Annotated in this window: 11 protein-coding genes and 1 other RNA gene; 5 read left to right on the top strand and 7 right to left on the bottom strand. The window is 66.2% G+C overall.

Going from position 1 to position 13108, the window contains the following annotated elements; translation table 11 throughout:
- Positions 1 to 67 precede the first annotated feature (67 nt).
- Genes HZS63_RS04180 through HZS63_RS04195 form a run of 4 tightly spaced genes read right to left on the bottom strand, consistent with a single transcriptional unit; the run spans position 68 to position 3308 of the window.
- Positions 68 to 1009 carry a tyrosine recombinase XerC gene (locus HZS63_RS04180; protein WP_180682786.1) on the bottom strand — a complete coding sequence of 314 codons (942 nt, stop codon included), beginning with the start codon at positions 1007 to 1009 and terminating at the stop codon, positions 68 to 70.
- A gap of 22 nt (positions 1010 to 1031) precedes the next feature.
- Positions 1032 to 1715, bottom strand: a complete 684-nt coding sequence (locus tag HZS63_RS04185; protein WP_180682787.1) for a DUF484 family protein — start codon at positions 1713 to 1715, stop codon at positions 1032 to 1034.
- 24 nt (positions 1716 to 1739) lie between these two features.
- Positions 1740 to 2624 carry a diaminopimelate epimerase gene (dapF, locus tag HZS63_RS04190; RefSeq protein WP_180682788.1) on the bottom strand — a complete coding sequence of 295 codons (885 nt, stop codon included), beginning with the start codon at positions 2622 to 2624 and terminating at the stop codon, positions 1740 to 1742.
- A gap of 30 nt (positions 2625 to 2654) precedes the next feature.
- Positions 2655 to 3308 carry a YiaD family glycine zipper/OmpA-like lipoprotein gene (locus HZS63_RS04195; RefSeq protein ID WP_180682789.1) on the bottom strand — a complete coding sequence of 218 codons (654 nt, stop codon included), beginning with the start codon at positions 3306 to 3308 and terminating at the stop codon, positions 2655 to 2657.
- 132 nt (positions 3309 to 3440) lie between these two features.
- Between HZS63_RS04195 and HZS63_RS04200 the strand changes: the two genes are divergently transcribed.
- A complete protein-coding gene (locus HZS63_RS04200; RefSeq protein WP_180682790.1) occupies positions 3441 to 5096 on the top strand; it encodes an MBL fold metallo-hydrolase in 1656 nt (551 codons plus the stop codon).
- Here HZS63_RS04200 and HZS63_RS04205 read toward each other — a convergent pair.
- The gene (locus tag HZS63_RS04205; RefSeq protein ID WP_180682791.1) at positions 5086 to 7488 is read right to left on the bottom strand and encodes a putative bifunctional diguanylate cyclase/phosphodiesterase; all 2403 of its coding nucleotides are present in this window, start codon (positions 7486 to 7488) and stop codon (positions 5086 to 5088) included. The genes HZS63_RS04200 and HZS63_RS04205 overlap by 11 nt on opposite strands.
- 186 nt (positions 7489 to 7674) lie before the next feature.
- Positions 7675 to 8046: RNase P RNA component class A (rnpB, locus tag HZS63_RS04210), an RNA gene on the bottom strand.
- Positions 8047 to 8121: 75 nt separating this feature from the next.
- On the opposite strand from rnpB, the gene HZS63_RS04215 reads away from it, so the two are divergent.
- The gene (locus HZS63_RS04215) at positions 8122 to 10005 is read left to right on the top strand and encodes an NAD(P)/FAD-dependent oxidoreductase (RefSeq protein ID WP_180682792.1); all 1884 of its coding nucleotides are present in this window, start codon (positions 8122 to 8124) and stop codon (positions 10003 to 10005) included.
- Here the strand turns inward: HZS63_RS04215 and HZS63_RS04220 are convergent.
- Complete coding sequence (locus tag HZS63_RS04220) at positions 9996 to 10376, bottom strand: winged helix-turn-helix domain-containing protein (RefSeq protein ID WP_180682793.1); 381 nt, start codon at positions 10374 to 10376, stop codon at positions 9996 to 9998. The two genes, HZS63_RS04215 and HZS63_RS04220, sit on opposite strands and share 10 nt — an antisense overlap.
- Before the next feature lie 114 nt (positions 10377 to 10490).
- Between HZS63_RS04220 and modA the strand changes: the two genes are divergently transcribed.
- From modA to HZS63_RS04235, 3 genes are read left to right on the top strand one after another with little or no spacing between them, the layout of a single operon-like run.
- Complete coding sequence (gene modA / locus HZS63_RS04225; protein WP_219339088.1) at positions 10491 to 11261, top strand: molybdate ABC transporter substrate-binding protein; 771 nt, start codon at positions 10491 to 10493, stop codon at positions 11259 to 11261.
- 14 nt (positions 11262 to 11275) lie between these two features.
- Entirely contained in the window at positions 11276 to 11941 is a 666-nt protein-coding gene (gene modB / locus HZS63_RS04230; protein WP_180682795.1) for a molybdate ABC transporter permease subunit, read from the top strand.
- 59 nt (positions 11942 to 12000) lie between these two features.
- Positions 12001 to 13107 carry an ABC transporter ATP-binding protein gene (locus tag HZS63_RS04235; protein WP_246316155.1) on the top strand — a complete coding sequence of 369 codons (1107 nt, stop codon included), beginning with the start codon at positions 12001 to 12003 and terminating at the stop codon, positions 13105 to 13107.
- Position 13108: the final 1 nt, after the last annotated feature.

Consider the following 13108-nt stretch of genomic DNA (forward strand, 5'->3'; position numbering starts at 1 on the left):
ATGAACAGAGACGACATTCTGATCCCCGGGGGCACACCCACACCTCAAAACACCATGCCGAGTAGGGTTATTTGCCGGTGCGGCGCGCTCGTGGATGGGCTGCCTCGTACACGCGGCTGAGATGCTGGAAATCGAGCCGGGTATAGACCTGGGTCGTGCCGATGCTTGCATGGCCCAGCAGCTCCTGTACGGCCCGCAGGTCGGCACTGGACTGCAGCAGATGGGAAGCAAAGCTGTGCCGCAGCATGTGCGGGTGCACCCGGGTCGCCAAACCCGAGCCGAGCGCCCAGGCCTTGAGGCGTTGCCGCGCCACCTGAGGCGTCAGGCGTGCGCCTCGGGCACCCAGAAACAGCGCGTCGGTCTCGCGCGGGGCGGCCTGCTCACGCACGGCCAGCCAGGCCGAAAGGGCCTTGGCTGCGGCGCTGCCCAGCGGCACCGTGCGCCACTTGCTGCCTTTGCCCAGCACATGCACTTCGCCCGCCGCCCGGTCCACCCAGCCCCGAGCCTGGGGGCTGTGCCGCGTGTCCAGGCCGAGCAGTTCGGCGATGCGCAGGCCGCAACCGTAGAGCATCTCGACGATGCAGCGGTCCTGCACTGCCTGCCAGCCTGTTCCGACGGACGACGCCGGTTCGTGCTCGGCCAGCCGCAACGCCTCCTCCACCGACAGCGCCTTGGGCAAGGGCTTGGCAGCCTTGGGTGCCCGAACCCCCTGCACCGGATGCTGATCGATCCACCCCTGACGCCCTTGCCAGGTGTAGAAACCACGCCAGCACGAGAGGATGAGCGCCACGCTGCGCGGATGCTGGCCCGCCGCACGCAACTCGGCCGCCCAGCGCCGCACATGCGCCTGCCGCACCGCCGACCACGAGAGACCGGATGCCTGACAACGCCGGCGCAGGGTCTCGAGATGCTGGGCGTAGAGTGCCTGGGTGCGTGCCGCGAGCCGCTTCTCGACCCGCACATGCTCCAGGTAGCGATCGATGAGCGTGGCGTCGGGTACGTCGCTCATGCACACCGCCTGGCAAGCCCCCTCAGGGCAACAAGCGCGACAGGGCCGCCGCCGAAAGCTCGGCGATGCGCCGCAGAAAGTCGGTGCCCATCTGGGCGTGGAAACGTCGGGGATCGTCTGAAGCCAGCACGATCAGGCCGAAGGCCGGTTCTTCGGCCGCCGGCCGCAACGGCATCAGCGCCAGAGAGGCGGCAGCTTCCGGCTTGGTCAGCCAGCCCGCCGCTTCCAGCCCAGGGTTGGGTCCACAGTAGGGCTGGGCGAGCGACTGGGCAAAGGCCTGTGCATCGGCGCTCACCCCCTGACAGCATGGAGCCTGCGCCCAGTCCGGGTGCAGGCCCCACAAGCGCAGCGCCACCTGGGGCAGATCGAACTCGTTGCGCAGGCCATCGATGACGGCCTGCGGCAGATCGGCCGGCTCACGCACCATGAACAGCCCCCGCGTCCAGCGATGCAGATGGTCGGCGATCACCACGTTTTCCTGACCGTGGCGTATCATCTCGGCGGCCTTGAGTTCGAGGTGGCGGATCTTGTCGCGCAGCATCTCGGCCTGCCGCTCCTGCAAGCTCACGGCGCGCTGGCCGTGCGGACTGGTCAGCTGCACGCTGGCCAGCACTTCGGCATGGCGCTCAAAAAAGCCCGGGGTATTGACCAGGAATTGGGCAATGTCGTCTTCGGTGATGGGGGGGACGGCGCTGTGGGTATCCAAGAGGCACTCCGAGGTCGGGGAAAGTCAGGTCATGTCGGGCACGTCGATGACGCCCTCGAACACGGGCTCGGCCGGGCCGGTCATGAGGACCGGAGCCTGCAGGCCCTGCGAGATGGCCCAGGCGATGGTGAGGATGCCGCCGGGCAGATGCACCTCCACCCGCTCGTCGAACCAGCCATGGCGGATGCCGGCCACCACGGCCGCACAGGCGCCGGTACCACAAGCCAGCGTCTCACCCACGCCACGTTCAAACACCCGCAACTGGGCGGTGCGACGGTCCACCACCTGCACAAAGCCCGCATTCACGCGCCGGGGAAAGCAGGCATGGCGCTCGATCAGTGGCCCCCAGTCAGCCACCGGGGCCGCCGCCACGTCATCGACTCGCCACACGGCATGCGGATTGCCCATGGAGAGCACCGACACCGGCACCTCGGCGGTACCACCCATCCAGGCCAGCGGCAGGGGCCAGACCTCCCAGGACCCGGCAAAGCGCGGTGTGAGCCCTTGGGGCTCGAACGGGATGCGGGGCAGCTCGAACACGGGAGGCCCCATGTCCACCGTGACACGGCCGTCGTCGTCGAGCCGCAGCGTCATCTCACCCCCATGCACCTGAACCCGGACCTGGCGCCGGTCAACCAGACCGCGATCATGGACGTAACGCACAAAGCAGCGCGCACCGTTGCCGCAGTTCTCCACCTCGGCGCCATCGGCGTTGTGGATCACGTAGGCGAAATCGACCCCGGGGTGAGGTGCCGGGCGCACACTGAGGATTTGGTCGGCACCGACACCGAAATGCCGGTCGGCCAAAAAGCGGTACTGTGCAGGCGTCAGGCCATAGAGGCGTTGCGTTTCGTCGAGCACGACGAAATCGTTGCCCGCGCCCTGCATTTTCGTGAATGGAATCCGCATGGCGCCATTATCGGGCAGGCCGCAGCGGACTCAACGCGCGGGTTCGGCCATGAAGATCTCGACACGGCGGTTGCGGGCGCGGCCTTCGGCGGTGTCGTTGCTGGCGATGGGCTCGCGCGAGCCCCGTCCGTCGATGGACATCGACGACAAGGGCACCCCACGCGCAGCGAGGTAGTCGCGCACGCTGGCGGCCCGGTTGACGGATAGGGGGTTGTTGATCGCATCCGAGCCGGTGCTGTCGGTATGGCCGATGATCACGACACGGGCCTCCGGGTTGCGCAGCATGCCCTGAGCGAAGGTGTCGAGAATCGGACGGAAGTTGGGCTGGATGTCGGCGCTGCCCACCGCGAACGATACATCGCTCGGGATGTTGAGCTTGAGCTGGTTGTCGGCAGTCTGTACCACCTCCACGCCGGTGCCGCGCGTACTGGCCTCCATCTGGCGCTTCTGTTCCTCCATGCGGGTGGACCAGATGTGCCCCCCTACCGCGCCCACACCAGCGCCGATGGCGGCGCCTCGGACTGCGCCTTTGCTGCCGTCGGTCACGGCGCCGAGCACCGCCCCCGTTGCGGCGCCTATGGCCGCGCCCCGCGTCGTGCCCCGTTGCTGTTCTTCGGACATGTTGGCGCAGCCCGCCGCACCCATGACCACCACCGCCACGCCGGCCCACAGTACATTGCGCATGTCATTCTCCTTGCTGTATGCACAGTTTGACATTATTCCAGCATGGCCCGACCGTGGACATCACCGGGCCGGTTTGGTTACAGACGATTACCATTGTCACCACCATCGACCGCCTCTAAAGGAGACACCCGTATGCCCCGCGCCTCGCAACAGCTGCACCCGCCTCAGACGCCCGCCCCTTTGCGCCCTGCCGCCACCGTGCTGCTGCTGCGCGACACGCCCGAGGGCCCGGAAGTGCTGATGACGCGCCGCGCCGCCGATGCCAGCTTTGCCCCTGGCGCCTACGTGTTCCCGGGCGGCGTGATCGATGCCAGCGATGCGCAAGGCCACGCCCTGGCCGACCACCGGCCCAGCCAGCGCGGCACACCGCTGACGCAGACCATGGCCGCCATCCGCGAAAGCTTCGAGGAGCTGGGGATTTTGCTGGCCCGGCATGCCGATGGCCGCTGGGTGGGCGCCGACGATCTGGCGACGCTGCAACGGCGCGACCCCCTGCTGCCGCAATGCCAGGCCAGGGGGTGGCGACTCGCCGCCGATCAGGTGTACCTGCTGGCCCGCTGGATCACCGACCGCGATCTCCCCCGGCGCTTTGACGTGTCTTTCTTCGTGGCTCGCATGCCTGAAGGCCAAACGCCTGTGGCCGACGACCAGGAACAGTTCGAGCCGGTCTGGGTGCGCCCCGCCAGCGCCCTCGCGCGGCACGAACAGGGGAACTTCTTCATGGTTTATCCGACTGTGCGAACGCTGCAACGGCTGCAAGCTTACCCGACCGTACAAGCCATTCTGGACGCCTGCGCCGCCAGCGACGAACCGCTGTGGACCAGTTGTCCGCGCGCCGGCTGGCTGGCGGGCCAGGAGGCTCGCTACATGGAGCACGAAGCCCCGTTCGGGGAGCTGGCCCTCACCTGCCCAGACGGTCAGATGCTCCATCACCTCGACTGGCAGAGCGACCATCCGGTCGGCCTGCTGAAAAACGTCCAGCGCCTGACGGCGCCGAATCCCGGCTTCATGACCGGCCCCGGCACCAACAGTTACCTGGTCGGCGACCCCAGCAGCGGCCACATCGTGATCGACCCCGGCCCTGACGACGCCGCCCACGTGGAGCGTCTGTGGCGTGCGGCTGGCGGCGACATCCGCTTCATCGTCTGCACCCATTCACACCCTGACCATTCGCCCGGTGCTCCGTTGCTGCAGGAACTGTGCGCCCGCCACGGCCCACGCCCCCCGATCCTGGGCCTGCCCAGCGCCCCGTCGGCCCGCGCCCACAGCCATTTCATCCCCGACCGGGCGTTGGCCGACGGCGAACGGCTGACGCTGCGCAGCCGCGACGGGACCACCACCCACACCCTGCGCGTCCTGCACACACCGGGACACGCCGCCAACCACATCTGCTTGGTGCTGGAGGAGGACGGCCTGCTCTTCAGCGGCGACCACATCCTCAACGGCAGCACCACCGTCATCGACCCGCCGGACGGGCACATGGACGCCTACCTGCGCTCACTGGACCGGCTCGACCAAGCCTGCGTCGAACACCAGATCGAATTCATCCTCCCCGCCCACGGCTATGTGCTGGGCCAGGCCCGGGAGGCGATCGCGCAACTCAAGCGGCATCGGCTGCAGCGGGAGGCCAAGATCGCCGCCGCCATGCGGACCTTGCCCCATGGCACGCACGACGACTGGGTACGACTGGCCTACGACGACGTGCCCGAACGCCTGTGGCCCGTGGCCAAACGCTCACTGCTGGCACATGTGGAGCGCATCCAAAGCCTGGGCGCGTTCAATCTGTGACCGCCTGCGCCTGGGCCTGCCACTGCAGCCAAGGGCGGTCACGCTGCCAGGTCTCGAGCCAACCGGCCAGCGCCTGTGCCGGCATGGGTCGGGCAATGGCGTAGCCCTGAGCCAGATAGCATCCCAGTCGCAGCAGCAACGCCGCGTGCTCAGGGGTTTCCACCCCCTCGGCCAGTAACGGCCGCTGGAACGCGTGGGCCAGGAAGGTGACACTCTCCACGATATTACGGTCGTCCGGCTGGTCCAGCATGTTGATGACAAAGCCCTTGTCGATCTTGACCTGATCCAGCGGCAACGTGCGGAAGTACGCCAGCGAGGAATAGCCGGTGCCGAAATCGTCGAGTGCGAAACGAATGCCTTGGGCCCGGCAATCCACCATGACGCTGGCTGCCGTGGCCACATCGGCCAGCGCAACGGATTCGAGCACCTCCAGTTCGAGACACCGGGCCATGCCGGCAGGATGCGTCTGCAACAGCTCGGCGAGCCACTGGGAGAAGCCGGGGCGCAGCAACAGGCTGCCCTCGATATTGACACTCACACAAGCCCGTGCGCAGAGGCCGATGTCGTCGCTACGCCAGCAGGCGCGCTGGCGCAATGCGGTGTCGATCACCCACTGGCCGAGCTCGATTTCCAATGCCGTACCCGCGAGCTGCGACAGGAACTGGGCCGGCGGCAGCAGGCCCTGCTGGGGATGCTGCCAACGGATCAGCGCCTCCACGCCCAGCACCGTGCCCGTGCGCAGATCGACCTGCGGCTGGTAATACAGCACGAATTCACCGCGGCGCAGGGCTTCGCCCAGCCGCGACACCTGCTCCTGCTGGACCTGGAGTTCGCGGTCTTCGGTCATGTCGAACAGATGGAACCGATTGCGGCCCGCCTGCTTGGCCCGGTACATCGCCTGGTCGGCGTGGCGCAGCAGGGTATCCGGGTCGGCATCGTCCAGCGGGAACAGGGTCACACCCGCGCTGACCGATACCGTAGCCGTGTGCGCCTCGATCACCACCGGCTGCTGCACCTGCTCCATCAGGCGGCGCAGCACGCCCTCCCATTCGGTGTCGTTCTGCAAATCACCCAGCAGAATCACGAACTCGTCGCCCCCCAGACGGGCCAGCGTGTCCTCGGCACGCAAGCCCTGCTGCAGACGCCGGGTGATCTCGATGAGGAAGCGGTCTCCCATGGCATGCCCGAGACGGTCGTTCACCGGTTTGAAATCATCAAGGTCCAGGTAACACACCGCCAGCAGGCGACCACTGCGCCGGGCCCTGGCCACGGCCCGGCTCATCCGCTCCTCCAACAGCCTCCGGTTCGGTACACCCGTGAGGGCATCGTAATGGGCCAGCCGGTCCAGCTCCCGCTGGTGGGCGCGCAACTTGACCCGGTCGGCCTGCAAATGGGTTTTGGCCAGCATCAGCCGGCGCATATTCCATGCCAGCACCAGAGCCAATCCAAGCACCAGGACACCAGCCGCACCCAGGGTGACGATCCAGGGCCGGTAACGCTGCCACACGTCGCTCCACGCCGGGGGAGGCACCTTGTCAAAAGGCACCATGCGCAGATCCCGCATGGCCTGCTCGACGGAAGAATAGTCGGCCGGAATCGTGAATCCGTAGATGCCTGCCTGTTGGGCCGCGCGGTGGGAAGCTGGCAACGACAGCAACGCGGCAGCCACACGGTGCGACACCGCGGGTGGCACATGTGCTACCGCCAGGAAGGGCCACTCTGGATACAGCCGGGTGGACAAGCGGTAGGGAAAGCCGGGCATCTGCTGAGGATGGATGACCGTCAGATCACCCGACTGCAGCCGTCCCTCTCGCTCCAGGTCCTCCAGCACACCGGTCCGCACAAAGCCTGCGTCGGCCCGACCCTCCAGTACCGCCGTGATCACCTGATCCACCGGCTGGGCCGATTCGATGAAGGTGATCGAATCGAGCGCAATGCCGGCACGCACGAGTTCGGCAGCGGGGGCCATGTAGGTACCGAGAAATGTCTTGCCAGCGATTGCCACGCGACGGCCCCGCAGATCGCGCAACCCATTCAGGTCACCTCGGTCGGCACGCCGCACGATCACGCCACCGATCCCGTACACGGGGGTCTGGCCGTCGCGCAGCACCATCGAGGCCAGCGCACCGGAAAGCTTCCCGTATTCCCGAAGGATGACGTAGTGGGTAGGGTTGGTGAGCACGAAATCAAGCACGCCTTCGGCCATCGCCTGCTCGAGTTCGGTGTCGGTCAAGGCGCTGACACGCACCCGGTAACCGTCCAGATGCTGGCTTAGGTATTCACCGAGTTCGGCAAAACGCTCGTTGATGATGGGTTTCGGCCGAAAGGCGAACACACCCAAGGTGAGGACAGGACGGTGATCGCCTACGGGATCCTCAGCCTCGATAGGCATGGCCCAGGCCTGGGCCGCCATTGCACCGGTCGCGAGCGCCCAAGACAGAACCGGCACCAGAAAGCATGCGACCCTCCACGCCAGGGGGCGGGGCTGGCGGCTTGGGAATGACCGACGGTACGAAGACATGCGGTGATCACGGTTGCTGAACGCCAATCATAGGCCCAAGAACCGCGCAAGGGTAAAGCGTGAAGTCTGCCGATACGCCGGATTCTGTGCATCGGGTTGCCCCGATGTGACCGCCATTTCTCTGGGCCGTGGGTCGCCCACACGGCTCGGTGCCACCTACCCGCCAGCTCGCCTTGCGGAACCACAAGGTCGGAAGAGGTTGCCCTGCTCCCGTGGCTGGCCTACTTGGTGTTGCTGCGCGTAGAGATTGCCCGTTTCACCCCCCACGCTCCTGCCGCCGCAGCGGATGGTTCATGGGGACTCGTCTCTGTTGCTCTGATCCTCACCTCACGGTGGACAGCCGTTAGCTGCTACGCCGTCCTGTGCAGTCCGGACGTTCCTCCAGCGCGCCCTTTCGGGCCTTGCGCCAGCGGCGGTCTGGCAGACTTCACATGAACATTATCGCAGCTTGGCTCGACCATTGCGTATCATCGACACCGATTGCTTGATGAACACGAGCCACACATGATCCGCCTGTCTGAACTCAAACTGCCACTGTCCGCCTTGCCGGTCGAGGAGCGCCGGGCCGCCGACGCGCCCGCCGAAACCGATGCCGACCGCCTGCCCACCCCACACCCGGTCGCGGCGTTGATCACCCTGGCCGCGCAGTCCCTGGGCGTGCCTGAAACAGCCATCGCCCACCTGCATGTGCACAAACGCAGCTTCGATGCGCGCCAACCCGAGTTGCTGGCCGTGTACATCGTGGACGTGACACTCGTGGACCCTGCTGCGGAGGCCGGCTTGCTGGCACGCCACGCGGGGCATCCGCACATTCAGCCCACGCCCGACATGCGCTGGCACCCACTGGCCCAGGCACCTGCCGGCTGGCCGACCCATGAGTGCCAACGCCCCGTGGTGGTGGGCCTGGGGCCGTGCGGCCTGTTCGCGGCGCTGGCGCTGGCCCAGATGGGGCTCAAGCCCATCGTGCTGGAACGGGGCAAACCGGTGCGCCAGCGCACGAAGGACACCTGGGGCCTGTGGCGCAAGAAAGTGCTCACGCCCGAATCCAACGTGCAATTCGGCGAAGGCGGCGCCGGCCTGTTTTCCGACGGCAAGCTCTACAGCCAGATCAAGGATCCGCGCTTTCTGGGCCGCAAGGTCATGCAGGAATTTGTGGACGCCGGCGCGCCGCCGGAAATCCTCTACATGGCCCACCCACACATTGGCACCTTCAAGCTGGTCAAAGTGGTGGAGGCGCTGCGCCAGAAGATCATCGCCCTGGGCGGCGACATCCGCTTCCAGCAGCGGGTCTGCGGCGTGCGGCTGGAGCCGGCGCCCGGCGAAACGGCCTTGGGCCACGGCTGGCCCGCCTGGCGCCTGCGCGGCCTGGAGGTGGAAGACCTGGCCAGCGGCGCGCACTTCGAGCTGGCCTGCGAGCGCGTGGTGCTGGCCCTCGGACACAGCTCGCGCGACACCTTTGCCTGGCTGCACGACGCCGGGGTCTATCTGGAGCCGAAGCCTTTCTCCATTGGGGTGCGCATCGAACACCCGCAAAGCGTGATCGACCGCGCGCGCTGGGGCCGCCACGCCGGCCACCCGCTGCTGGGCGCTGCCGACTACAAGCTCGTGCACCACGCCAGCAATGGGCGCACGGTATACAGCTTTTGCATGTGCCCGGGGGGCACCGTGGTGGCGGCCACCAGCGAGCCCGGCCGTGTGGTCACCAACGGCATGAGCCAGTATTCGCGCAGTGAACGCAACGCCAACGCCGGCATGGTGGTCGGTATCGATCCCCAAGATTACCCTCTGGACGCCGCGGCCTGGGAAGCCGCCTTCGGTCGCGAGGACGGCCCCCGTTACGCCGCCGAGGCCGCGTGGCTGCACGCCCAAGGCCGGGTGCATCCGCTGGCAGGCGTGGTGTACCAGCGCCAACTCGAAAGCCGTGCCTTCGAGGCCGGTGGGGGCGACTACGAAGCGCCCGGCCAGCTCGTCGGTGACTTCCTGGCCCAGCGCCCCTCGACCGCCTTCGGCACGGTCCTGCCCTCCTACAAACCGGGGGTCCGCCTGGGCGACTTGGCCGAGGTGCTGCCGGCCTACGCGGTGCAAGCCATGCGTGAAGCCCTGCCCGCCTTCGGCCGCAAGATCAAGGGCTACGACATGCCCGATGCGGTGATGACCGGCGTGGAGACCCGAACCTCCTCACCGCTGCGCATCACCCGAGGCGACGACTATCAAAGCCTGAACGTGCGCGGCCTGTACCCCGCTGGGGAAGGAGCCGGCTATGCCGGGGGCATCCTGTCGGCCGGGGTCGATGGCCTGCGGGTGGCCGAGGCACTGGCCTGCCATGCGCTGGGCGTACAGCCCCCGCCGCCCGACCGCGGGGCACGCGCCGCCCTGGCTTACGGATGAGCGTCTGGACGGATCAATGCCACCAATTCACTCAGCGGCGCCTCGATGGCTTGTTGCGCCTGCCGCTCGACTTCGCGGTACAGCCGCAACACCTGCTGCCCCATGGGCGTCAGGGTGGTGCCGCCACCGGATGCCCCACCCCGCTGCTTGAGCACCAGCGGCTCGACGAAGTCGCGGTTCATCGCCTCGACGAGCGACCACACACGCTGATAGCTCATGCCGAGCCGACGCCCGGCTTCGGCAATCGAGCCGGTTTCGGCAATGCCCTGCAACACATCGGCCTTGCCCGGCCCGATGGCCACCGCATGCTTGATCTGGAGGCGAAAGCGCGTGCGCGCCTCTAGAGGCGATACGTTCAAGCTGGGTTTCATGGCGCGATGATATTCCCGACAAAAGGCTATTCAAAACACCGATATCTTTTATTTAGAATATCGAAGCCTGTTCGTCTTCCAGCCCGTTTCCACATGCATACCCGTCGTCACTTTATGCTCCCGCTGCTGGCTGCGCTGAGCGTGTATGCAGCCTCCACACATTCCCATGCTCAAGCGGCACCCGTTCCCACGCTGGCCGCTGCATCAGATTTGAAATTCGCCATCGAAGAGGTGGCCGAACGGTTCACACAGGCCACCGGGCAACGACTGCGTCTCGTCTTTGGCTCGTCGGGCAATTTTTACTCCCAAATACTGCAAGGAGCCCCATTTCACCTGTTCATGTCGGCCGACGAGGACTTCGTGTTCAAGCTGGCCGATGCGGGCAAAACCCTGGACAGAGGACAACTCTATGCCTATGGTCGAATCGGGATCATGGTGCCCAAAGGCTCATCTCTGAAAGCCGACGGCACGCTCAAAGATCTTGCTGAGGCCCTTCAAGACGGCCGACTCAAAAAGTTTGCCATTGCCAACCCCGATCATGCGCCTTACGGCATGCGGGCTCGAGAGGCTTTGCAATCCCAGGGCCTCTGGGAGGCCATCGTCCCGAAACTGGTCTATGGCGAAAACATTTCGCAGGCGGCCCAATTCGCCACCTCTGGCGCGACCGATGGCGGCATCATTGCCTACTCATTGGCCTTATCACCACAGGTGGCCAGACTGGGGGATTTCGCCCTGATTCCAGAAAACTGGCACAAACGCCTGGCGCAACGCATGGTGCTGACCAAAGACGCCCCCCAAACCGCTCGCGACTTTTATGCATACCTCTCCACGCCCGAGGCACAAGCCATCATGACGAAATATGGCTTCGAGATGCCCAGGCAGTAATCCAGCCTGAAACCATGGACTGGCAAGCCCTTCGCCTCTCCCTGGAGCTGGCAACCGTCACGCTGCTGGTGCTCCTGCCTATCGGTCTGTGGATGGGGCGCTGGCTGGCGTACACCTCGTTCAAAGGCAAAGCCCTGGTCGAAGCCGCCGTGGTGCTGCCTCTGGTGCTGCCCCCGACCGTCTTGGGTTACTACCTGCTGGTCTCCATGGGCGCTGGCTCTCCCTTGGGCCGCTGGTTGCTCGACACCTTCGACATCCGGCTGACCTTCAACTTCTTGGGCCTGCTGATCGCTTCGGTGGTGTTCAACATTCCTTTCATGGTGCAACCCATCCAGCGCGCCTTCGAGGCCATCCCTGCCAACCTCGGGGAAGCGGCAGCCGTCAGCGGGCTGAACGGCTGGCAGACCTTGATCCGTGTCGAGTTGCCCCTGGTCTGGCCTGGTCTGCTGTCAGCCATGGTGCTGACCTTCGTACACACCCTGGGAGAATTCGGCGTGGTGCTGATGGTGGGCGGGAGCATCCCCGGAGAAACCAAGACCATCGCGATCAGCATTTACGACAAGGTACAGGCCTTCGATCTCGCGAGTGCAGACCAAATGGCCCTGTTTCTGCTGCTGATGTCGCTGACAGCCGTGGCAGCATCGTTCTTTGCCACGGCACGGATGATCAGGACGCGATGAAGCCGCCAGAGACATTGCCCGACGCTGCCTTGCAGGTCCAGGTCGAGCAGGACTGGCCTATGCCCTTGCATGGCCAGTTTGCTTGCCAGCCAAGGGAATTGCTGGCGCTGGTGGGGCCATCCGGGGCAGGGAAAACTTCGATGCTCCGGTGCTTGGCCGGCTTGATGCGACCCGCACGAGGGCGGATCACCGTAGGCCACACGACCTGGCTGGACACCGAGCGCGGCATCTGCCTGCCGCCCCAGCAACGGCACGTGGGTCTGGTGTTCCAGAACTATGCGCTCATGCCCCATCTGAACGCGTTGGACAACGTGGCCTTGTCGTTGTTGCACCTGCCCGCCCGTGAGCGGCGCGCGAAAGCCGCCCACTGGCTCGATCATGTGCGGCTGTCGGCCGATCAGCAAGCCCGCCGGCCCGCCCACCTCTCAGGCGGACAGCAGCAGCGCGTCGCGGTGGCTCGTGCGCTCGCGCGCGAGCCACGGCTCCTCCTGCTCGACGAGCCTTTCTCGGCCGTGGATCAGATGAACCGGCAAGGGCTGTACGACCTGCTGGCCGATTTGCGACAAGAGCTGCACATTCCCATCGTGCTCGTGACCCACGACCTGACCGAAGCGCGCCACTTGGCCGACCAGTTGGTGGTGATGGATGCAGGCCAGGTGCTGCAGCAGGGCACACCCGCACGGGTTTACCGCTCGCCGCGCAACGCCCGGGTGGCCGATTTGGTCGGCGTGCAAAACCGTTTCCGTGGCCGCTGGATCGGGCCGCAGTCGCCGCAGGACGAGGCCGACCGCGCCGGCTGGCTGCAATGGCTCACGCCCGACGGGCACCCGACGCATGTGCATCTGCGGGTGCGCGACAAACAGCGACTCGGCTTCGGCCAAGACGTGAGCTGGATCATCCAGGGCGACGGCCTACACCTGGGGCAAGAAATGCCAACCGACCCCGAAGGACCGGCGTTGGGTGAAGTCACGCTGCAGACCACGGTGACCGCGGTGCGCAACCTCGGCGAAACCACCCTCGCCGACATGCGGGTGGACGGCTTGGCTGGCGTGGCGCTGCGCATCGCACGCTCCGGACCGCACCGGCAGGGGTTGACCCAGGGCCAGTCGCTGTCGGTGCGGCTGGACTGCGACTGGGTCCATGTGATGCCAAGCCGGACCGGCTGAA

Source organism: Tepidicella baoligensis, from assembly GCF_013432195.1.
Taxonomy (GTDB): domain Bacteria; phylum Pseudomonadota; class Gammaproteobacteria; order Burkholderiales; family Burkholderiaceae_C; genus Tepidicella; species Tepidicella baoligensis.